We start from the raw sequence: 21,748 nt of genomic DNA on the forward strand, positions 1-21,748 counted from the left end.
CCAGATTCCAGCCGCATGAGAGGGCGTCAGGTCGCAATGGCCTGACGCCCTTGGCGGTTCAAGCGGGGCAACCCTCGCGAGACAAGATCAATGGAGTTACTCCGAATGCCACAACCTTCTCTAGGCAAGCTCACTCTCGATCAACTGTCAGATCTCGTCAGCACCGGCGACATCGACACCGTCGTCATGGCGATGCCCGACATGCAAGGCCGCCTCGTCGGCAAGCGCATGCAGGCGGGATATTTTCTCGACACCGCCGTGCATGAGACGCATGCCTGCAACTACCTGCTGACCGTCGATACGGACATGGAGCCCGTGCCGGGCTACAAGGCCGCGAGCTGGGCGCAGGGCTATGGCGATTTCGTGATGAAGCCCGATCTCGGCACGCTGCGCCGCATCCCATGGCTTCCGGGCACCGCCATCGTCATTTGCGACACGCTCGACCATCACGGCGAGGACGTTCCGCATGCGCCGCGCGCAATCCTGAAGAAGCAGCTGAAGCGTCTCGTCAAGGCGAAGATGAGCGCGATGACGGCCTCCGAGCTTGAATTCTACCTCTTCGATGAGACCTACGAGACCGCGCACGAAAAGCACTACAAGGGCCTCAAGACCGCGAACTGGTACATCGAGGACTACCACATCCTCGGCACGACCAAGGAAGAAGGGATGATGCGCGCGATCCGCAACGGACTCGAAGGCGCAGGCATTCCGGTCGAAAACTCCAAGGGCGAATGGGGCCCCGGTCAGGAGGAAATCAATATCCGCTATGCCGAGGCGCTGGAAATGGCCGACCGGCATACGATCCTGAAGAACGGCATCAAGGAGATTGCCCATCTCCACGGCAAGGCCATCACCTTCATGGCGAAGTGGAACTACGCGCAGGCCGGCTCCTCCTGCCACATCCACATTTCGCTCTGGGACGACAAGGTGAAGAAGGCGCTCTTCCATGATGACAAGAGCAAGCTCCACGGCCTTTCGGATATCGGCCAGCAATTTCTTGCGGGCCAGCTCGCCCATGCGCGCGAGCTTACCTATTTCCTCGCGCCCAACATCAACTCCTACAAGCGCTTCGTGAACGGCACCTTCGCGCCGACCAATGTCGTCTGGTCGAACGACAACCGCACGGCGGGCTTCCGCCTCTGCGGGCACGGCAAGAGCCTGCGTGTCGAATGCCGCATCGGCGGCGCCGACCTAAACCCCTATCTTGCCTTTGCGGGCCTGATCGCGGGCGGTCTCGACGGCATCGAAAAGAAGATGAAGCTCGAACCGGAATTCTCCGGCGACGCCTATGTCGGCGAAGGCATTCCTTCGCTGCCGAAAAGTCTTCGTGACGCGCTGACCGAGCTTGAAAACTCGGCTACTCTCCGCGCCGCACTGGGCGACGAAGTTGTCGAACACTATCTCCATACCGGCCGCTGGGAGCAGTTCGAATATGACCGCCGGGTCACAGATTGGGAAATCATGAGAGGTTTCGAGCGCGGATAATGGCTGAAACACTGAAGGTAATTTCTCCCGTCGACGGGAGTGTCTATGTCGAGCGGCCTCTCGCCACATGGGCGGAGGTCGATGAGGCCCTGTCCGAGGCCAAGCGCGCCCAGGCGGCGTGGAAGCTCGTGCCTATCGCCGAACGCGCCGCACTCGCGCTTCGCTTCGTCGAAGCCTTCACCGCGATGAAGGATGAGGTCGTGCCTGAACTCGCCTGGCAGATGGGCCGCCCCATCGCCTATGGCGCCGGCGAAGTGCGCGGCTTCGAGGAGCGCGCGCGCTACATGGTCGGCATCGCAGCCGATGCGCTGGCCGATATCGATGTCGGCCCGAAGGAAGGCTTTCATCGCTGGATCAGGCGCGATCCGCTCGGCGTCGTGCTGGCGGTCGCCGCGTGGAACTATCCCTATCTCATCTCGGTCAATGTCGTCGTTCCGGCCATCATGGCGGGCAACGCCGTCATCCTGAAGCATTCGGGCCAGACGCCGCTCTGTGCCGAACGCTTTGCTGAAGCCTTCGAAAAGGCGGGCGCGCCGGATGGCCTATTCCAGGCGATCCATATGAGCCATGAAATGACGGAGAAGACGATCGGCGATCCTCGCGTCGATTACGTCGCCTTCACGGGCTCCGTCTCCGGCGGACATGCCGTGGTGAAGGCAGCCTCGGGCCGCTTCATCAATGTCGGCCTCGAACTCGGCGGCAAGGACCCGGCCTATGTCCGCCCCGACGCCAACCTGCCCTTCGCGGTCGAGAACCTCGTCGATGGCGCCTTCTTCAACTCGGGCCAGTCCTGCTGCGGCAAGGAACGGATCTATGTGCATGAAGCCGTCTATGACGAATTCGTCGAAGGCTTCGTGGACCTGACGAAGAAATACAAACTCGGCAGCCCGCTCGATTCTTCAACCACGCTCGGGCCTATGGTCCGGTCTTCCGCCGCGGCATTCGTCCGTGGACAGATCGAAAGCGCGGTGCGCGGCGGCGCAAAAGCGCTGATCGATGAAAAACTCTTCCCGGCGTCGAAGGCGGGCACGCCCTATCTCGCGCCGCAGGTTCTCGTCGATGTGAACCACCAGATGGAAGTGATGCGCGAGGAGAGCTTCGGCCCCGTCATCGGCATCATGAAGGTGCGTTCGGACGATGAAGCCGTCCAGCTCATGAACGACAGCCCCTATGGGCTCACCGCCTCGGTCTGGACGGAAGACGAAGACGCCGCCATCGCCATTGGCGAAAAGATCGAGACCGGCACCTATTTCCAGAACCGTTGCGACTATCTCGACCCCGCCCTTCCCTGGACCGGCGTCAAGGACACGGGGCGCGGCGCGACACTCTCACGCGTCGGCTATGAATTCCTGACGCGGCCGAAAAGCTATCACCTGCGGACAAAAACGAAATGATCGACAAGTACCCCTCTCTCTCGGCCAACTGGAACTATCCGACCAAGGTTCGCTTCGGACCGGGACGCATCAAGGAACTGGCGGAGGCCTGCCGCGCCGCGGGCATCTCGCGTCCGCTGCTCGTCACCGATCCCGGGCTGAAGCCGATGCATATGATGCTCGATGCCATCGGCTCGCTTGAACAGAGCGGCCTGCCGAGCGCGCTTTTCGCGGACGTGCACCCCAACCCCATCGGCGCCGATGTCGAGGCAGGCCTCAAGGTCTTCCGCGGCGGCAAGCATGACGGCGTGATCGTCTTCGGCGGCGGCAGCGCCATGGATGCGGGCAAGGCCATCGCCTTCATGTCCGGCCAGACGCGTCCCATGTGGGACTATGAAGACCGTGAGGACTGGTGGACCCGCGCCGACGCGAAGGGCATCGCGCCCATCGTCGCCGTGCCGACCACCGCCGGCACGGGCTCGGAAGTCGGCCGCGCCGCCGTCATCACCGACGAGCGCGACCACACGAAGAAGATCATCTTCCATCCGAAGATGCAGCCCGTCGAAGTGATCGCGGACCCGGAGCTCACCGTCGGCCTCCCCGCCCACATCACGGCGGCGACGGGCATGGACGCGCTCTCCCACAATCTTGAAGCCTATTGCTCGCCCTTCTGGCATCCGATGGCGCAAGGCATCGCGCTCGAAGGCATGCGGCTGGTGAAGGACTGGCTCCCCGCCGCCGTCAAGCAGGGTAGCAATATCGAGGCGCGCTCCTACATGCTCGCCGCATCCTCCATGGGCGCGACGGCGTTCCAGAAGGGCCTCGGCGCCATGCATTCGATGAGCCATCCCTGCTCGTCGCTGCGCGGCACGCATCACGGCCTCACCAATGCGGTCGTCATGCCCTATGTGCTCGTTCACAACAAATCCGCGATCGAGGAAAAGCTCGCCGCGGCTGCGCGCTACATGGGCCTGAAGGACCAGAGCTTCAACGGCTATGTGGATTGGGTGCTCGCCATCCGCGAGGAGATCGGCATTCCGCACACGCTGAAGGAAATCGGCGTCGATCTCGACGCGATCCCCGAGGCCGCGCCCATGGCGCTTGAAGATCCGTCGACCGGCGGCAACCCGCTGCCCATGACCGTCGGCGACTATGAGAAGCTCTATCGCAACGCGATCGAGGGACGCCTCGTCTGAAGACTACTCGGGATGGCCCGGCACCCATGCGCCATTGGCGTCGTGGTGGCCGGGCACCCATCCTTGCGATTTCTGCCCCGGCTCGGCGGGCGCGTGAACCGGCCCCGTACTCTCATATGTCGGCACGTATCCCTGTTTGCTCTGATGCCCCGGCACAATGCGGCTCGGAGGCTCGACAGCGGGCGCCTTTTGCTGCGGCGGTTTCGGCTGCGTCGAAATGACCGGGGGCGTCGCAGGCCTCGCCGGCTCCCACGGAAATTGGCCTGCATATAGTGGCGTCACGGCGCCAAAAAGCGCGAAAACAGCTGCAATCGCTTGAATCCGGATACGCATGGCACGCATGTGGGAAGCCTCCTCGCGCTTCGCCAGCCTCGTTGAGGACACTAGCTCAATCGTTTAAGGTCCGCCCGGATTTCCCGGAGAAGCGACCATGACCATCGACACGACCAGCTATGCCATCCCCGTCGCGCGCAGCGTCGCGAGCCTTCGCGCCGTCATTGCGGACTGGCGCAAGCAAGGACTGAAGGTCGGCCTCGTCCCGACCATGGGCGCGCTTCACTCCGGCCACCTTTCGCTCGTCGATCTCGCCAAAACGAAAGTCGATCGCGTCGTTGTCTCCATCTTCGTCAACCCGACGCAATTTGCGCCGAATGAGGATTTCGGCGCCTATCCTCGCACCGAAGCCGCCGATGCGGAAGAGCTCGCGGGACATGGCGACCTCATCTTCGCGCCCACGCCGGAGGAAATGTATCACCCCGGCTTCTCGACCACGGTTTCCGTCGCGGGCGTTTCCGCGCCGCTCGAAGGCCAGTTCCGCCCGACGCATTTCGCGGGCGTCGCCACCGTCGTCGCGAAGCTGCTCATTCAGGCGCTCCCCGACCTCGCCTGCTTCGGCGAGAAAGACTGGCAGCAGCTCGCCGTCATCCGCCGCATGGTCGAAGACCTCGACATTCCGGTCGAAATTCTCGGCGGCGCGATCCTTCGCGAAGCGGACGGCCTCGCCATGTCGTCGCGCAACGTCTATCTCTCGGAAGGCGAGCGGAGGGCGGCGGGCCAGTTGAACGTGGTCCTGCGCGAGACGGCGGCAAAGGTTGCCGGCGGCGCCATCATCGCCGATGCGACGCGGGAAGGCGCAGACCGCATCCGCGCCCTCGGCTTCGATCATGTGGATTATCTGGAAGTGCGCGACGCCGCATCGCTGGAGATTTTCCCGTCGGGCCATCCGACCGCGCCTGCGCGCATTCTCATCGCGGCGAAGATCGGCCGCACGCGCCTCATCGACAATATGCCGGTCTAGAGCAGCCCCAGCTCTTCAAGCTCGCGGCGCATGTCTTCCGGCATGTCGTCGACCTCGTCCACGCCCTTCACATCCTCGGGCGCATCTTTAGGATCGAGATAGCGCCAGCCCTGAAACGGGCGGCGCTCGCGGCGGCGCACCAGCACGATTTCAGGATCGAGCACAAGCCGGCAACGCTTGATGCCCTCGCCATCGACGAAAGGCTCGATGTCGACGATCCGCTGGCGGCAGCGAATGATGCCCTTCATCACCCAATAGAGCGAACCGCCGTCGAGAATCTCGGCTGCCCGTGTCGGCACCATGCGCGTGACATGGGCGAGCACCGGCTTTTCCTTGCGCTTGCGCTTTTCGGCCAGCCGCGCGTTCTGCCAGTTTTGCAGATCCTCGACGTCGTCCGCGCCGACACAGAGCTTGATGAGATGAAGCGTCACGCCTCGTCCTTCTTGACCTCGAACACGACCAGCGCCGCACCTGCCTCGACCTGATCGCCGGGCGCGACATTGACCGAGGCTATGACGCCGTCGGCAGCCGCTGCAAGCGTCTGCTCCATCTTCATCGCTTCCATGACGACGAGGCCCGTGCCCTTCTTCACATGGGCGCCCGCCTCCGCCATGACGGCCACGATCTTGCCCGGCATGGGCGATTTCAGCGCGCCCGTGTCGCCCTCGGTCGCCACATCGACGTCGAGCGGATCGGGAATGGTGAAATCATAGGTCGCGCCGCGCAGAACGAGGCTGAAGCCCCGCCCCGCGCTCACGAAGCCCGCCTTGAGCCGCAGACCATCGACGGTTGCAATGACCTCGCCCTGCGCGTTCATCGCGCCTGTCACGACATGCTCCACGCCCCCATGCGTGAAACGCCAGCCCTCGCCTTCCGGCGCGACGCGGATGTTCAACGCCTCCTCGCCCGCGATGAGCTTCAACGTCTCGCTGCGGGCTCCCCCCAGCGTCCAGTTATCCGACGCAGACCAGGGCGACCAACGGTCACGCGCAAGGGCTTCGCCGCGCGCCGAGAGATAGCCAACCAGCGCCGCACCAAGCGCCTTCGCATCGAGCCTCTGCACGGGCACGAGCGCGCCGATGTGCCGATCGATATAGCCGGTATCGATGTCGGCCTCGCGGAACGGGTCATGCCCCATGATCTCGGCGAGGAACGCCAGATTGGTGCGCGGGCCCGCCACTTCCGTATCGAGCAGGAAACGACGCATCTTCGCCAGCGCCACATCGCGGCTCTCGCCATGCGCGATGATCTTGCCGATCATCGGATCGTAGAACATGGAGACTTCGTCGCCCTCCTCCACGCCCATATCGGCGCGGATGCCTTCTTCGCTGGGAAGGCGCAGGCGCGTCAGCTTGCCTGTCGAGGGAAAGAAGTTCTTCGCCGGGTCTTCTGCATAGAGACGAACCTCGACAGCATGGCCGACGAGCGGAATATCCTTCTGCGCCAGCGGCAATCTCTCGCCAGCCGCGACGCGGAGCTGCCATTCGACGAGATCGGTGCCGGTAATCGCTTCCGTCACCGGATGCTCGACCTGAAGCCGCGTGTTCATTTCCATGAACCAGAAAGCGTCTGCGCTGAGCCCCTTCGAGCCATCGGCAATGAACTCCACCGTGCCCGCCCCGCGATAGCCGATAGCCTTCGCCGCAGCCACCGCCGCCTCGCCCATAGCGCGGCGCATTTCTTCCGGCATGCCCGGCGCGGGCGCTTCCTCGATCACCTTCTGATGGCGGCGCTGCAGCGAACAATCGCGCTCATGCAGATAGACCGCGTTTCCATGTGCGTCGGCAAAGACCTGGATTTCGATATGACGCGGGCGCGTCACATATTTCTCGATCAGCACACGCTCATCGCCAAAGGCAGCCAGCGCCTCGCGCTGCGCGCTCTTGAGTTCCGTCGCGAAGTTTGCCGGCTCGTCCACGCGGCGCATGCCCTTGCCGCCGCCGCCCGCCACCGCCTTGATGAGCACGGGATAGCCGATCTTCTGCGCCTCGCCTTCGAGGAACAATGCGTCCTGCTCCGCCCCATGGTAGCCGGGCACCACAGGCACGCCGGCCTTTTCCATCAGCGCCTTGGCGGCGTCCTTCAGCCCCATCGCCCTGATCGCGGAGGCCGGAGGCCCGACAAAGATCAGCCCCGCCTTTTCGCATGCCTCGGCGAAGGCGACATTCTCGGAGAGAAAGCCATAACCCGGATGGATCGCTTCCGCGCCCGAACGCTTCGCGGCTTCGATGATCTTCTCGATGACGAGATAGGAGTCCTTTGCCGCGGCCGGACCGATGTGAACGGCGTCGTCCGCCTGCCTGACATGATAAGCGCCCGCATCGGCGTCGGAGTAGACCGCCACCGTGCGAAGTCCGAGACGCTTCGCCGTCCGCGTGACACGCGCGGCGATTTCGCCACGATTGGCGATGAGGAGTGAAGAAAACATCAGACGAGACCCTTCATATTTCCCGTCATGGCCCGGCTTGTCCGGGCCATCCACGTCTTCCGACCGGTTGCGATCACAGAAAGACGTGGATGCCCCGCATGAAGCGGGGCATGACGCCCAAGTTCAGGTGAGGAAGAATGCATGGTCCCTCACATGCGGAACACGCCGAAGCGCGTGTCCGGAACTGGCGTGTTGAGCGTGGCGGAGAAGGCGAGCGCGAGGACGCGGCGCGTTTCGCGAGGTGTGATGATGCCGTCGTCCCAGAGCCGCGCGGTCGCGAAGTAAGGATGCCCTTCCTTCTCATATTGAGCGCGGATCGGCGACTTGAAGCTGTCTTCCTCTTCCGCGCTCCAGCTTTCGCCGCGCGCTTCCATGCCCTCGCGCTTCACCGTGGCGAGAACGCTTGCCGCCTGCTCGCCGCCCATGACGGAAATGCGGGCGTTAGGCCATGTGAACAGGAAGCGCGGTGAATAGGCGCGGCCGCACATGCCGTAATTGCCCGCGCCGTAGGAGCCGCCGATAACCAGCGTAATCTTGGGCACATCGGCGCAGGCGACTGCCGTCACCATCTTCGCGCCGTCCTTCGCGATGCCGCCCGTCTCATATTCGCGGCCGACCATGAAGCCCGCAATGTTCTGAAGGAACAGAAGCGGGATGCGGCGCTGGCAGCAAAGCTCGACGAAATGAGCGACCTTCAACGCAGACTCCGAAAAGAGAATGCCGTTATTCGCTACGATACCGATGGGAATGCCGTGGAGCTTGGCAAAGCCGGTGACCACGGTCGTTCCGTAAAGCGCCTTGAACTCGTCGAATTCCGAACCGTCGACGAGGCGCGCAATGACCTCACGCACATCGTACTGGATCGAAAGCGCATGCGGCACCACGCCATCGAGTTCCGCCTCGTCGTAAAGCGGCGCGACCGGCTCCGAGAGCGGGATGTTCACATGCTTCTGACGATTGAGCGTCGAGGCGATCTGACGCGCAATGGCAAGCGCGTGATTGTCGTCCATCGCGTAATGGTCGGTGACGCCGGACTTGCGCGAATGAACATCCGCGCCGCCAAGGTCTTCCGCCGTGACCACTTCGCCCGTCGCCGCCTTCACCAGCGGCGGGCCGCCGAGGAAGATGGTGCCCTGCTTGCGCACGATGATTGTCTCGTCCGACATGGCTGGCACATAGGCGCCGCCCGCCGTGCAGGACCCCATGACGACGGCCACCTGCGGAATGCCCTTCGAGGACATGCGCGCCTGATTGTAGAAGATGCGGCCAAAATGCTCGCGGTCCGGGAAGATTTCCGCCTGGTTCGGCAGGTTCGCGCCGCCGCTATCGACGAGGTAGAAGCATGGCAGATTGTTTTCCAGCGCGACTTCCTGCGCGCGCAGATGCTTTTTCACCGTGACCGGATAATATGTTCCGCCCTTGATCGTCGCGTCGTTGCAGACGATGACACATTCCTGCCCCGCCACGCGGCCGATGCCGGTGATGATGCCCGCCGCGTTGATCGCTTCGCCATACATGCCATGCGCGGCCATGGGCGACAGTTCAAGAAACGGCGTACCCGGATCGATGAGCCCATGCACACGGTCGCGAGGCAGAAGCTTGCCTCGGGAAACATGCCGCTCGCGCGAACGCTGATCGCCGCCTTCCGCCGCCTTCGCGCGCTCGACCGCCAGCTCGGCTACGAGGCGCGACATGGCGTCGGCGTTTTCCCTGAAGCGCGCGTCGCGCGGATTGATATTGGTCTTGAGAATGGACATGGGCGCGACCGGATGATTGAAGATGGGGCCGGACTGGTATAAAAACGATCATACGTTCGTTTCCTGCCGCCCACAAGTCCAGGCACAATGAGCAGAACCCGAGGTTCCTCCGGCCCGAAAACGCTGGCCGCCATCAACGAGGCGGGCCTCGACCTCATTTATACCGCCGGTTACGAGGCGATGAGCCTTCGGGAACTCGCGGCCAGGGTGGGCCTTCAACCGGGCTCGCTCTACAACCATATCGAGACGAAGCAGGATCTCCTCTTCGACCTCATCCACAATCACATGGTGACGCTGCTCGCCCGGGTCGATGCGGAACTCGAAGGCGTCGAGGGGCCCGTCGAACGGCTCAAGGTCTTCGTCGCCTTCCATCTCGACTATCACATCGAGCGCAAGCGCGAGGTTTTCATCGGCTCGGCGGAGCTGCGCAGCCTCACGCCGAAGAACCGGAAGGCTATCGTCGCGCTGCGCCGTGCCTATGAAGACCGTCTTTGCGATATCCTGAAAAAAGGCGCGGCGAAAAAGCTATTCGTCGTCTCCGATCTCCGCGTGACAGCCTATGCCCTTCTCGCCATGCTGACGGGCATCTGCACCTGGTACGATCCAAAAGGCCGCGTCAGCCGCAAGAAGCTTATCGACATTCACACGCGCCTCGTTCTCGACGGCGTGACGGCATAAGAGGGAGGAAACATGTCCGGTGAAGCAAAGGCGTTTCTCAAGCGCTGGTACGCCTATATGGAAAATCCGACACCTGAGGTTCTCGACGATCTGGTCGCCGAGGATGCGGGCATTTCCTCGCCCGCCTTCTACAAGCCGAAATATTCCAAACCTTACGTGATTTCGATCCTCAACGCCGTCAACGAGGGCTTCGAGGATTTCGTCTACAAGAAGGAATGGATCGACGGACGCGACATCATCCTCGAATTCGAGACGAGGATCGGCGACGTCAATCTGAAGGGCATCGACCGCATCACGGTGGATGAGAACGCGCGGATGAAACACATCGAAGTGCTCATCCGCCCGCTCAATGGCCTCATCGCACTCGCCGAACACGTCAAGGCGACGCTGGCGAAAGCTGCCGCCTGATTACATCAACTCGACCGCAAGCGCCGTCGCTTCGCCGCCGCCGATGCAGAGCGAGGCGACGCCGCGCTTGCCACCGCCCTGCTTCAGCGCGTTGAGCAGCGTCACGACGATGCGCGCGCCCGACGCGCCGATGGGATGGCCGAGCGCCGTCGCGCCGCCATAGATGTTGATGTTGTCGTGGCTGAGACCGATCTCCTTCATCGCCGCCATGACGACGATGGCGAAGGCCTCGTTGATCTCATAAGCATCGACGTCGGAGGCCTTCCAGCCCGTCTGTTCGAAAAGCTTGTTGATCGCGCCGACGGGCGCCGTGGTGAACCAGGCGGGCGCCTGCGCGAAGCCGGAATGGCCGCGGATCGCAGCAAGCGGCTTCAGCCCGCGCTTCTCGGCCTCCGAGAGACGCATCAGAACGAGCGCGGCGGCGCCATCCGAAATCGAGCTGGCATTCGCCGCCGTCACCGTGCCGTCCTTCGCGAAGGCGGGCTTCAGCGTCGGGATCTTTGCAGGGTCGGCCTTCAGCGGCTGTTCGTCCTGCGCGACCTCGATCTCGCCCTTGCGGCTCTGCACCGCGACGGGAACGATCTCCGGCGCGAAGCTGCCGCCCTCGATGGCGCGCTTGGCGCGGGCGAGCGACTCCAGCGCATAGGCGTCCTGCGCTTCGCGCGAGAACTGATAGTGCTTCGCCGTCTCCTCGGCATAGGTGCCCATCAACCGGCCTTCATAGGCATCCTCGAGGCCGTCCAGGAACATGTGATCCTTCACCTCGCCATGGCCGAGGCGATAGCCACCGCGCGCCTTGGTCAGCAGGTACGGCGCATTGGTCATGCTTTCCATGCCGCCCGCGATGATGACGTCGCCATGGCCAAGCGCCAGCGCATCATGGGCGAGCATGATGGCCTTCATACCCGAGCCGCAGACCTTGCTCACCGTGGTGCAGGTCGTCGACTGGTCGAGGCCACCCTTGAGCGCCGCCTGCCGCGCGGGCGCCTGCTTCGCGCCGGCCGAGAGCACGCAGCCCATCATCACCTCATCGACCGCGCCAGACGAGAGCCCTGCACGTTCCGCCGCCGCGCGCACTGCGACTGCGCCGAGATCCGGGCCGGAGATGTCCGCCAGCGCGCCCTGGAACCCGCCCATGGGCGTCCGCGCCGCACTCGCGATGACGACGGGATCGGTGCTTGTACGGGACTGTGTCATGGCTGCGTTTCCACGTTAGATTGTTTCGAAAGGCTTGGATTCGGGGGGAACCCTAGCCCAAAACTCACGACGGGGGAAAGTTCGCGTGGAATTTCTGCACAATATGGATTGGGTGCTGCCACTCAGGAGCGATGCCGCTACGTTAATCGCCAATGGCTTCACCTGGCTCGGCTATACGACCTTCTTCCTGATCGCCCTGCCGCTGGCCTACTGGTTCTGGGGCCGAGACCGCGCCATGCGCATGACGATGCTGATCGCCATCACGGCGGTCCTCAACGGCTGGCTCAAGGATCTCTGGCAGGACCCGCGGCCCGACCCGAAATACTGGCTCGATCCACGCGTCGCAGACTCCTATGGCAGACCGAGCGGGCACGCGCAGGTGGCCTTCGCCATGTGGTCGCTGATCGCCCGGGAGATCCGCCGATACTGGGCCTATGCTGTCGTGGCGATCATCATCGCGGGCGTCTGCTTCAGCCGTCTCTATCTCGGTGTCCATGATGTCGACGACGTGCTGACGGGCATGGGGCTCGCCATCATCGGGCTCGCCATCTTTGCCTGGCTCCTCTCCCCCGCGCTCGCACCCGCGCGCAACTGGCCGGTGCTGACGCATCTCGCCATCATCGTCATCGCGGGTGCCATCCTCTTCGCAACCTGGCCGAACGGCGAAGGGCCGGACCGCACGGTCAGCGTTCTCGCATTGCTCTTTGGCTGGGTTCTCGGCGCCGACATGGACAGGCGCCTCGCACCGAATGAGCCGGTATTGCCTGCATGGCGGGTCTGCGTCGTCATGGGCCTTGGCGGCATCGTGGTGCTGTTCGCCCTGCAAACAGGGCTCAACAGACTCGCACATGCGCTCGGCGCCGATGGAACAGCGGCAAGCTATGCCATCAACGCCGCACTGGCGTTCTACATGACGGGTCTCGCGCCCCTCGCCTTCCGCAAGCTGAGGCTGGTGAAGCAGCCTTAGCGCTTCTCGACCACGAGGCTCTGGATGGCGCGGCCGAAATAGCCGCGTTCATCCGCGAGCTTGCCCGCCGCGATGCCGACGCCGCGCTCGTCGATCCATGTTTCGGCGTCGAGCGCGATCCACTCGCCCACCGGCATGCGGACAAAGTTGATCGACAGGTCGCCGTTGAGGAAGGTCCAGCCCTGATCGAGCACGGACGAAACGCCATTGCAGAAATCGGACGTCATGGCCGCACGCATAAGCGGCGTGTTTGCCTCGCCATGGACGATCGGCCTGATCGCGCGGAACCAGCAGGCCGCAGGCCCACCGGCGCTCAGCAGGCCGAAATTGCCGACGGCGTTCTTCACCTCAAGCCCTGAGATGAAGCCGCTGCTGCGGCGCACGATTTCGTCAATGGGTGAAGACTCCGCAGGCGACGGAATGCTCACCGGGGCCTCGGTCACGCCATTGAGATCAGGATATTCGGCCGCCCTGATCTTCAGCGCACTGGCGCGCACGCATTCCTTGCCGCCCGCGAGAAGGCTCACGCCACAAAGCTGGATCTTCTTTCCCTCGCGCACGACCTCGGACCTGATTTCCAGCGGCGCGATGGGCACGGGCCGCAACAGGTCGATGGTCATCCGCGCGACCTGCATGGGCGCCGCTGTCGGAATATTCTCAACCACCCATGCGACGAGCGCGGACGGCGCGCCGCCATGCTGCATGGAAGGGTCCCACGGCCCCGCTGCATAGGCGGTGCTGTGAGCGACACTGCCTTTGACTTCGAAAACGGCGTCGACAGTCATCATGCGGTCTCGTTGAAGAGTTCGCGACCGATCAGCATACGGCGGATTTCGCTGGTGCCCGCGCCGATCTCGTAGAGCTTGGCGTCGCGCAGCAACCGGCCCGTGGGATAGTCGTTGATATATCCATTGCCGCCCAGCGTCTGCAACGCTTCGAGCGCCATCCATGTCGCCTTTTCGGCGGCATAAAGGATCGCGCCCGCCGCGTCCTTGCGCGTCGTCTGGCCGCGATCGCAGGCCTTCGCCACCGCATAGACATAGGCGCGGCAGGCATTCATGGTCGAATACATGTCGGCAAGCTTGCCCTGCATCAGCTGGAACGTGCCGATAGGCTCGCCGAACTGCTTGCGCTCATGCACATAAGGCACGACCACATCCATGCAAGCCTGCATGATGCCGAGCGGACCGCCCGAAAGCACGGCGCGCTCATAATCGAGACCCGACATCAGCACGCGGACGCCTTCGTTCACCTTGCCGAGCACGTTTTCCTCGGGCACTTCGCAATCCTCGAAGACGAGTTCCGCCGTGTTCGAGCCGCGCATGCCGAGCTTGTCGAGCTTCTGAGCGGGCGTGAACCCCTTGAAGCCCTTCTCGATGAGGAAAGGCGTGATGCCGCGGGGGCCGCCCTGCGGATCGGTCTTGGCGTAAACAATCAGCGTGTCGGCGTCGGGCCCATTGGTGATCCACATCTTGTTGCCGTTGAGGACGTAGCGGTCGCCCTTCTTCTCGGCCTTGAGACGCATGGAGACGACGTCCGAGCCCGCGCCCGGCTCAGACATGGCCAGCGCGCCGACATGTTCGCCGGAAATGAGCTTCGGCAGATATTTGTTCTTCTGCGCGACGGTGCCCCAGCGGCGAAGCTGATTGACGCAGAGATTGGAATGGGCGCCATAGGAAAGGCCGATGCTCGCCGAGCCGCGGCTGATCTCTTCCATCGCCACGACATGTTCGAGATAGCCGAGCCCCGTCCCGCCGAATTCCTCTTCCACCGTGATGCCGAGAAGGCCGAGATTGCCGAGTTCGGGCCAGAGGTCGCGGGGGAACTGGTTGGTGCGATCGATTTCCGCCGCGCGCGGCGTGATCCTGTCGGCCGTGAAGGCGCGCACCGTGTCGCGGATCATGTCGGCAGTTTCGCCGAGATCGAAATCGAGGGACTGGAAATTCGCTGAAGACATGTCGCCGGCTTTCTTGATGTTCTATTTGTCTGAAATGTAGATATCGACCGCGTCGGACTGCGTAAAGACCGTAAAGACGCCTGCCCCGGGGCTCCCGCCAATGACGAAGAGCTTGCCGTTGGTTGCGGCGGCCACTGCGGCGTGGCGCGGCGTCGGCAGCGGCGCTGCGCTCGTCCACGCTCCGCCATTGAGCACGAAGTGATCGCTGAAGGTTTTCGGCGGCGAAAGGCTCTCTCCACCGGTCACGTGGATTCTCCCGCCGAGCACTGCGGCGATATGGCCGGCGCGCGGCGCGGGCAGCGATGGGCCGGCGCGCCATGTGCCCGCTTCGGTGTCAAGGATATCGACACGGGCGGTGGCCACGCGGCCGTCGAGCCCACCGATCACGTAGATTTCACTGCCCTGCGCGACAATCGCAGCGCCGCTGCGTGGCGCGGGCATGTTCGCCTTCGCGACAGCCCAGCGGTCTTCCGCCGGATCGTAGATAAAGACGCGGCCCGCATCCGCGCCTCTGCCGCCCAGCGCATAGAGCTTGCCGCCTACGGCAACGAGCGAAAGGCCGACGCGCGGCGCAGGCATGGGCGCGACACCGCGCCAACCGCCGCCCGCACGGTCGAAGACCCAGGTGGCGGCGCTTTCTTCCAGCGTCGGCGCTTCGCGCGTTCCGCCCGCCGCATAGCCGCCCGCGACATAGATTCGCTCGCCGCTCGCCGCCATGCCGAATTGTTCGAGGCCCACGGGCAGCGCCACATCCGCGCGCCAGATGTCGCCGATCGTGTCATAGACCTCGGTGAGTGAGCGCGGGCCCGAAGCGCCGCCGCCGCCCACCACATAGAGATCTTCGCCCAGCAGCGCGGCGCCCGCATAGGCCCGCGCCGTCGTCATCGGCGCGCCTTCGCGCCAGCCATCGGCCCAGGCCGCGCCGCCAAGGCCGCCCAGCAGCGTTGCGACGACGGCGACATGACGGCATAGGACGAGTGGAGAAAACAAAGACGAACGCATGAAGGCCCCGGCAAAACGCAGTCGCCCCGGTCGAGGGACGACGGGTTGCGAGTGTGCGTCATTTGCAGCCGCCTCGCCACCCGGCGCGCCGTCTGTGCCCAGCGTGTGGCGGCAAAGAAAAAGCCGGCCGCTTGAGGTGCGAGCCGGCTTTTCATTTTCATCCCAAGGCCATGGTGCGGTCGAGAAGACTCGAACTTCCACGGGTTGCCCCACAGCGACCTCAACGCTGCGCGTCTACCAATTCCGCCACGACCGCGCATGACTTGGGATGCGCCGATGTAACAAATCCGTTCCGGGTACTCAAGCTGCAAATTGACGAATTCGGTGAATAACCGAAAGCCGGTCAGATGCCGTCACCACCCGTATTGATGGGCAGGTGGATGCCGCACTCGTCCTTGTCACGGCCAACCCAGCGCCCGTCGCGATAGCTGCCCCCTTCCGGAACGCGCTCCGTGCAGGGCATGCAGCCGATCGAGAGGTAGCCGTCCTTGACCAGCGGGTGCCGGGGCAGCCGGTTGGCGTCGGTATAGCGTTCCAGCTCCTCCTGGCCCCAGAAGGCCAGCGGATTGAGCTTGAAGCGGGTTCCCGTGGCACTTCCGGGCTCGCCGGTGCCGCGCACGGCCTCCTCCTCGATCGGGTCCATGCTGGTCCGGGCCGAGGTCTGGAAGCGCTTCCGCCCCGTGATCGAGGCCTCGAAGCCCTTCAGCGCCCGCTCAAGCGGCAGGACCTTGCGGACGAAGCAGCAGGCATCGGGATCGGCGTTCCACAGCGTACCGTTGGGGTCGCGCGCCGCCAGATCGGCCGGATGGGGCCCGGCGGCGCGAATATCGGTCAGGCCGAGGCGTTCCTGCAGCCGGTCGCGATAGCGCAGCGTTTCGCCGAAAAGCTTGCCCGTATTGAGGAAAATGACCGGCGTCGTCGGGTCGATCTCGGCCACCATGTGCAGGAGCACGGCCGATTCGGCGCCGAAGGAGGAAACGACCGCAATCTTGCCCGCGAATTCCTGCCTGATCATGACGTCGAGCAGCGCCTGCCCGCTGAGGCCCTGATAGCGCGTTCGCAGGCCCGTAAGGCGCGGCGACGTGACGGTCGCGGCATCCATGGCGGCGGCCCGATTCTCATGGCTCTTGAGCTGAATGACTGTCATGGGAGCCAACCTTTATCCTCGATATATGCCTCGCTGCGCCGTCCGACTTCGGACAGATCGAGGCCCTCCTTGCGCCAGACTTCGCGGCGCTCCGCCAGTTCCTTGAGCCGTCCGGACCATTCCGGCCCGAACAGTCCCTCGAGATAGCGCCGGAGGCGCCGCGCGAGGCCGGGGGACTGCCCCCCGGTAGATACCGTCAGCAACAGGTCGCCCCGCCGGACGGTCGAAGGAATGTGGAAGTCGCAAAGCGGCTTCCGGTCTTCCGTATTCACCAGCCGTCCCGCCTTTCGGGCGGCGGCGGCCAAGGCCTCCGACTCGGCCTCGTCGAGACCGGCAATCAGCACCAGCCCTGCGGCCTCCAGAGCCTCGCTGGAGGGCCTTGCGCCCTTCAGCCTCACACCGGCCCGGCTCGCCAGAGCCCCGTCCTGTGCCCCGGAAAAGACCTCCACATGGGCGGCCCCGGCAGCATCCAGAAGCTCCAGCCGCTTCAGACCGGCCTCGCCCTCCCCGACCAGCACGATCCGGAGCGCGCCGACATCGAGCACGATGGGAAGCATGACGTCTCCTGACGGGAGCCAAGGGTGGAACGCCCGAGGCGGGGTCGAAGCCTAATTTCCATAGAAATAGGACAAGCGCCCGAATAATTCAATATCAGGACGTATTATGCTCTATTCAACACTATTTATTGTGTTGTTTTTGGTCCGGCTCAGTTCCGGATCGTCTCCGTGATCGCGATGGCGATGCGCTCGCCCTGCACGACGATTTCGCCGCGCGCGATCGGAATGTTGTTGGCGAGCAGCCAGACCTCGTCGTCATGATGCGCGTCGAGTTCGATGACCGCGCCACGGCCCATCTTCAAAAGCTGATGGATCGGCAAGGCGGTTTTGCCCAGCACGACCGAAATCTCGACAGAAACATTATTGACGGAATTCATTCCCGCCCCCAATTGGCATCACGCGACCATCGAGAACGTCGCATGCTAGAGTTACCCCATGGTTAAGACATCAAGTCTGGCGGAGCCCCTTTCCGCCTCAGCAGTCGAATGGCGCGTCTCCGATGCGCCGGTTCCCTATGACGTCGCAGTGGCCGAAATGGAGGCGCGCGCCGCCGCCATTGCCGAAGGCAAGGCGCGCGAGCTCGTCTGGCTGCTCGAACATCCCGCCCTCTACACGGCGGGCACCAGCGCGGATGAAAAGGACCTCCTCGCGCCGGATCGCTTCCCTGTGTTCAAGACCGGGCGCGGCGGGCAATACACCTATCATGGCCCCGGGCAGCGCGTGGCCTATGTGATGCTCGATCTGAAGCGTCGCAAACCCGATGTGCGCGCCTATGTCCACGATCTCGAACGCTGGATCATCGCCACGCTGGCGCGCTTCAACGTCGTTGGCGAAGTGCGCGAGGATCGCGTCGGTGTCTGGGTGCGCCGTCCGGACAAGGGGCTTGGCCGCGAAGACAAGATTGCCGCCATCGGCGTGCGCCTCCGCAAATGGGTGAGCTTCCACGGCATCAGCATCAACGTGGACCCGGCGCTGGAACATTTCTCCGGCATCGTCCCGTGCGGCATCTCGCAACATGGCGTGACGAGCCTCGCCGATCTCGGCCATCTGGTCAGCATGGAAGAAGTCGACATGGCGCTGAAGGCGAGCTTCGAGGACGTGTTCGGTCCGGCGCACTAATCGAACCGGACTGCCAGCACGAGCGCGCCAACGCCGAATATCACTGCCGCCAGCCAGACAAATCCGCCGAGCGCCGGGAGCGATATTCCGATCCAGAGAAGGAGCGTCGCGACAAAGATGCCGCCGATCACGCGCACGGTTCTGTCATAGGTCGTCCCGATGCGCCCCGCGACGAGTTCGCCAATCACCATGATGGAGATGACAAGCCCGATCACCATGCCGAGCGGCCAAAGCAGAATGACGATGAAGGCGAGCGGTAATCCGATAATCGTCACGGCCGACAGGACGGCGAGTATTGGTGTACCGATCAGCCAGACGAGGCCGACGAGAAAGGCGAAGGCCGACTGCGCAGCAGCTGCCTCGCTGAGACGCGCCGCCCCTGCGGGTGCAGCAAGCGCGACGATGCCCGCCAGCAGGCCGAAGAAGACCGCCCCCGGCCAGGAGAGCCTGTAGCCCGGTGTCGGCCAGCGGTCGGTCCAGCTTCTCTCCGTATACTGTCCATATGGTTCCGGCGCGCCATAATGAGGTTCGCGCGGCCTTGTCGCCTCATCCCAGACCTTCGAACGCATGGCGCCCTTGATCCGCGCCCCGGAATCGACTTCGGCCGGACCGGCGGAGAAATAATTCACATCGCCTTCGACCCAGGCATCGGGACCGAAGACAACATGAACGCCATAGAACGTAACATCGCCCTTCACATGGCCGTTGATGAGCGCGTCCTGCGCGCGGATGGAAAGATCGCCGTTGATGTCGCCTTCCGTCGCGACACGTCGCCCCGCGATCCAGACATCGCCGCCGACCTTCACGTCGCGCGAAATCGAGACGGTCTCGCCGGTAATGGTCAGCGCGCCCTCGACATTGCTGTCGACCGTGACGTCGCGCCCCGCGAGATAGACCGTGTCGCCGCTGCTCCACTCCACCGAAGCCGGGGTCGTGCCCTTGGCGACCGCGGCTCCAGCGGGCGCAATCAGCAGAAGCGCCCCCAACAGGGCCATGATAGCGGCTGCAAATCCGGTGCGCATGAAGCCCTCCTTCTTCGGAGCCCAAGGCTCGCGTCATTGCGCCAGAGTGTCAACCGCAAGCGCGGCCCATAAACAAACACCCCGGCGCAAGGCCGGGGTGCAGGTATTCGACTATGCGTCCGCGTCTTATTTCGACTCGAACTCAAACTCCATGATGACGGCATCGACCGCCAGGCTGTCGCCCGGCTTCGCCTCGATGGCGGCAATCGTGCAGTCCTTCTCGGCGCGGAGGATGTTTTCCATCTTCATCGCTTCGACGATGGCGAGAGGTTCACCCGCCTTCACTTCCTGGCCGACTTCCACCGCGATGGACTTCACGAGGCCGGGCATGGGGCACAGCAGATATTTCGACGTATCCGCGGCAACCTTTTCCGGCATCAGCAGGTTCAGGCGATGGCCGAGCTGCGTGCGCACCACGGCCGCAACCGTCGCGCCGCGATAGCGCAGGCGGTAACCCTGCTTCGCGCGGTCGATCTGCACGGCTATGTCCTCGCCGTTCACCGTGCCGACGAAGACCGACTGTCCCGGCGTCCATTCGCTGTCCACGACGAAGGTCTGGACGTCGCTGTCGTCGAGACCGGAAAGCGTGATCTCAAGACCGTCTTCGACGAAATCGGCCTTCGCCTTCTGGTGCCACGTGTCGAGGCTAACCACCCAATCCTCGGGCAGCTTGCGCGGACGGCCCGAGAGCTGGCCGCTGATCTGCACGGCGCGGGCGACATGAAGCTCGTTCATGTAGACCGCGATGGCTGCGAGCTTGCGGCGGCGTTCGTCGCCCAGTTCGACGCCATGGAAACCTTCCGGATATTCCTCGGCAATAAAGCCCGTCGTGATGTTGCCCGACCGGAAGCGCGGATGCTCCATGATCGCGCCGAGGAACGGAATGTTGTGCTGGATACCGTCGATGCGGAACTCGTCCAGCGCGATGGACATGTAGTCGATGGCGCTGGCGCGGTCTGGACCATGCGTGCAGAGCTTGGCGATCATCGGATCGTAATAGATCGAGATTTCGCCGCCTTCATAGACGCCGGTATCGTTGCGGATGGTAAGGCCGTTCTCGGTGCCTTCCGCCGGCGGCTGGTAGCGCACGAGACGTCCGGTCGAAGGCAGGAAGTTGCGATAGGGATCTTCCGCATAGATGCGGCTTTCCATCGCCCAGCCGTTGATCTTCACATCGGCCTGCGTGATCGAGAGCTTCTCGCCCGCGGCGACGCGGATCATCTGCTCCACGAGGTCGATGCCGGTGATGAGCTCGGTCACCGGATGCTCGACCTGAAGGCGCGTGTTCATTTCGAGGAAGTAGAAATTGCGGTCCTTGTCGACGATGAACTCGACGGTGCCCGCGCTCTCGTAATCCACGGCCTTGGCGAGCGCGACGGCCTGCTCGCCCATCGCCTTGCGTGTGTTTTCATCAAGGAAGGGCGACGGCGCTTCTTCGATGACCTTCTGGTTGCGGCGCTGGATCGAGCATTCGCGCTCGTTCACATAGATGACGTTGCCATGCTTGTCGCCGAGCACCTGGATTTCGATGTGGCGCGGCTGCGTGACGAACTTCTCGATGAAAACGCGGTCGTCGCCGAAGCTCGACTTGGCTTCCGACATCGAAGCAGCGAAGCCTTCGGCCACTTCCTTCTCGGACCATGCGATGCGCATGCCCTTGCCGCCGCCGCCTGCCGACGCCTTGATCATGACCGGATAGCCGATCTCATTGGCGATCTTCACGGCTTCGGTGGAATCGGCGATCACACCGAGATAACCCGGAACGGTCGAGACCTTCGCCGCATTGGCGAATTTCTTCGACTCGATCTTGTCGCCCATGACCTCGACGGCCTTGACGTTCGGACCGATGAAGGCGATCCCCGCCTCCTTCAGCGCGATGGCGAACTTCGAGTTCTCGGAGAGGAAGCCGTATCCCGGATGAACCGCTTCGGCACCCGTCTTCTTGCAGGCGTCGATGATCTTTTCGATGATCAGATAGGACTGGGCGGCTGCGGGCGCGCCGATATGAACGGCTTCATCCGCCATCTCGACATGCAGCGCGTCCTTGTCGGCGTCCGAATAGACGGCGACCGTCTTGATGCCCATCTTGCGCGCCGTCTTGATGACGCGGCAGGCAATCTCGCCTCGGTTGGCGATCAGGATTTTCTTGAACATGTGA

General features: G+C 63.6%; 20 protein-coding genes and 1 tRNA gene. 8 read left to right on the forward strand and 13 right to left on the reverse strand.

Annotated elements, in window-relative coordinates; genetic code table 11:
* Positions 1-105 precede the first annotated feature (105 nt).
* The 4 genes from ABFC66_RS17135 (at position 106) to panC (ending at position 5,351) form a co-directional block, all read left to right on the forward strand.
* On the forward strand, positions 106-1,485 hold the full coding sequence (locus ABFC66_RS17135; protein WP_346742189.1) for a glutamine synthetase family protein: 1,380 nt from the start codon (positions 106-108) through the stop codon (positions 1,483-1,485).
* On the forward strand, positions 1,485-2,879 hold the full coding sequence (locus tag ABFC66_RS17140) for an aldehyde dehydrogenase family protein (RefSeq protein WP_346742190.1): 1,395 nt from the start codon (positions 1,485-1,487) through the stop codon (positions 2,877-2,879). Before ABFC66_RS17135 ends, ABFC66_RS17140 begins: the two co-directional genes overlap by 1 nt.
* On the forward strand, positions 2,876-4,054 hold the full coding sequence (locus ABFC66_RS17145; RefSeq protein ID WP_346742192.1) for an iron-containing alcohol dehydrogenase: 1,179 nt from the start codon (positions 2,876-2,878) through the stop codon (positions 4,052-4,054). The genes ABFC66_RS17140 and ABFC66_RS17145 overlap by 4 nt, the downstream gene beginning before the upstream one ends.
* A gap of 430 nt (positions 4,055-4,484) precedes the next feature.
* Positions 4,485-5,351: a pantoate--beta-alanine ligase gene (gene panC / locus ABFC66_RS17150; RefSeq protein ID WP_346742193.1), complete on the forward strand. Its 867-nt coding sequence runs from the start codon at positions 4,485-4,487 to the stop codon at positions 5,349-5,351.
* Here panC and ABFC66_RS17155 read toward each other — a convergent pair.
* The 3 genes from ABFC66_RS17155 to ABFC66_RS17165 all read right to left on the reverse strand — a co-directional run bounded on the left by ABFC66_RS17155 (position 5,348) and on the right by ABFC66_RS17165 (position 9,536).
* The gene (locus tag ABFC66_RS17155) at positions 5,348-5,782 is read right to left on the reverse strand and encodes a DUF1489 domain-containing protein (RefSeq protein ID WP_346742194.1); all 435 of its coding nucleotides are present in this window, start codon (positions 5,780-5,782) and stop codon (positions 5,348-5,350) included. The two genes, panC and ABFC66_RS17155, sit on opposite strands and share 4 nt — an antisense overlap.
* Positions 5,779-7,779: an acetyl/propionyl/methylcrotonyl-CoA carboxylase subunit alpha gene (locus ABFC66_RS17160; protein WP_346742195.1), complete on the reverse strand. Its 2,001-nt coding sequence runs from the start codon at positions 7,777-7,779 to the stop codon at positions 5,779-5,781. The genes ABFC66_RS17155 and ABFC66_RS17160 overlap by 4 nt, the downstream gene beginning before the upstream one ends.
* Before the next feature lie 149 nt (positions 7,780-7,928).
* On the reverse strand, positions 7,929-9,536 hold the full coding sequence (locus ABFC66_RS17165; protein ID WP_346742196.1) for a carboxyl transferase domain-containing protein: 1,608 nt from the start codon (positions 9,534-9,536) through the stop codon (positions 7,929-7,931).
* A gap of 87 nt (positions 9,537-9,623) precedes the next feature.
* Between ABFC66_RS17165 and ABFC66_RS17170 the strand changes: the two genes are divergently transcribed.
* The gene (locus ABFC66_RS17170; RefSeq protein ID WP_346742197.1) at positions 9,624-10,214 is read left to right on the forward strand and encodes a TetR/AcrR family transcriptional regulator; all 591 of its coding nucleotides are present in this window, start codon (positions 9,624-9,626) and stop codon (positions 10,212-10,214) included.
* A 12-nt stretch (positions 10,215-10,226) separates the two neighbouring features.
* The gene (locus ABFC66_RS17175) at positions 10,227-10,622 is read left to right on the forward strand and encodes a nuclear transport factor 2 family protein (RefSeq protein ID WP_346742198.1); all 396 of its coding nucleotides are present in this window, start codon (positions 10,227-10,229) and stop codon (positions 10,620-10,622) included.
* Here ABFC66_RS17175 and ABFC66_RS17180 read toward each other — a convergent pair whose 3' ends face one another.
* Entirely contained in the window at positions 10,623-11,819 is a 1,197-nt protein-coding gene (locus tag ABFC66_RS17180) for an acetyl-CoA C-acyltransferase (RefSeq protein WP_346742199.1), read from the reverse strand.
* A gap of 85 nt (positions 11,820-11,904) precedes the next feature.
* Here ABFC66_RS17180 and ABFC66_RS17185 point away from each other — a divergent pair, with 85 nt between their 5' ends.
* A complete protein-coding gene (locus ABFC66_RS17185) occupies positions 11,905-12,786 on the forward strand; it encodes a phosphatase PAP2 family protein (RefSeq protein WP_346742200.1) in 882 nt (293 codons plus the stop codon).
* On the opposite strand, the gene ABFC66_RS17190 is transcribed toward ABFC66_RS17185, so the two are convergent.
* The 7 genes from ABFC66_RS17190 to ABFC66_RS17220 all read right to left on the reverse strand — a co-directional run bounded on the left by ABFC66_RS17190 (position 12,783) and on the right by ABFC66_RS17220 (position 17,826).
* Positions 12,783-13,574, reverse strand: a complete 792-nt coding sequence (locus ABFC66_RS17190) for a thioesterase family protein (protein WP_346742201.1) — start codon at positions 13,572-13,574, stop codon at positions 12,783-12,785. The two genes, ABFC66_RS17185 and ABFC66_RS17190, sit on opposite strands and share 4 nt — an antisense overlap.
* Positions 13,571-14,743: an isovaleryl-CoA dehydrogenase gene (locus ABFC66_RS17195; protein WP_346742202.1), complete on the reverse strand. Its 1,173-nt coding sequence runs from the start codon at positions 14,741-14,743 to the stop codon at positions 13,571-13,573. The genes ABFC66_RS17190 and ABFC66_RS17195 overlap by 4 nt, the downstream gene beginning before the upstream one ends.
* Positions 14,744-14,764: 21 nt before the next feature.
* On the reverse strand, positions 14,765-15,745 hold the full coding sequence (locus ABFC66_RS17200) for a kelch repeat-containing protein (protein WP_346742203.1): 981 nt from the start codon (positions 15,743-15,745) through the stop codon (positions 14,765-14,767).
* Between the two features lie 171 nt (positions 15,746-15,916).
* Positions 15,917-16,001: transfer RNA gene (locus tag ABFC66_RS17205), tRNA-Leu, on the reverse strand.
* 87 nt (positions 16,002-16,088) lie between these two features.
* Positions 16,089-16,892 carry a phosphoadenylyl-sulfate reductase gene (locus ABFC66_RS17210; RefSeq protein WP_346742204.1) on the reverse strand — a complete coding sequence of 268 codons (804 nt, stop codon included), beginning with the start codon at positions 16,890-16,892 and terminating at the stop codon, positions 16,089-16,091.
* Complete coding sequence (locus ABFC66_RS17215) at positions 16,889-17,449, reverse strand: NAD(P)-dependent oxidoreductase (RefSeq protein WP_346742205.1); 561 nt, start codon at positions 17,447-17,449, stop codon at positions 16,889-16,891. Before ABFC66_RS17215 ends, ABFC66_RS17210 begins: the two co-directional genes overlap by 4 nt.
* A gap of 149 nt (positions 17,450-17,598) precedes the next feature.
* Positions 17,599-17,826, reverse strand: a complete 228-nt coding sequence (locus tag ABFC66_RS17220; protein WP_346742206.1) for a FliM/FliN family flagellar motor switch protein — start codon at positions 17,824-17,826, stop codon at positions 17,599-17,601.
* A 58-nt stretch (positions 17,827-17,884) separates the two neighbouring features.
* Here ABFC66_RS17220 and lipB point away from each other — a divergent pair, with 58 nt between their 5' ends.
* Entirely contained in the window at positions 17,885-18,568 is a 684-nt protein-coding gene (gene lipB, locus ABFC66_RS17225) for a lipoyl(octanoyl) transferase LipB (RefSeq protein WP_346742207.1), read from the forward strand.
* Here the strand turns inward: lipB and ABFC66_RS17230 are convergent.
* Together ABFC66_RS17230 and ABFC66_RS17235 are read right to left on the reverse strand one after the other, a co-directional pair.
* Positions 18,565-19,590 carry a polymer-forming cytoskeletal protein gene (locus ABFC66_RS17230; RefSeq protein ID WP_346742208.1) on the reverse strand — a complete coding sequence of 342 codons (1,026 nt, stop codon included), beginning with the start codon at positions 19,588-19,590 and terminating at the stop codon, positions 18,565-18,567. The genes lipB and ABFC66_RS17230 overlap by 4 nt on opposite strands.
* A 126-nt stretch (positions 19,591-19,716) precedes the next feature.
* On the reverse strand, positions 19,717-21,744 hold the full coding sequence (locus ABFC66_RS17235; RefSeq protein WP_346742209.1) for an acetyl/propionyl/methylcrotonyl-CoA carboxylase subunit alpha: 2,028 nt from the start codon (positions 21,742-21,744) through the stop codon (positions 19,717-19,719).
* Positions 21,745-21,748 lie beyond the last annotated feature (4 nt).

The organism is Parvibaculum sp., assembly GCF_039680535.1.
Classification (GTDB): Bacteria; Pseudomonadota; Alphaproteobacteria; order Parvibaculales; family Parvibaculaceae; genus Parvibaculum.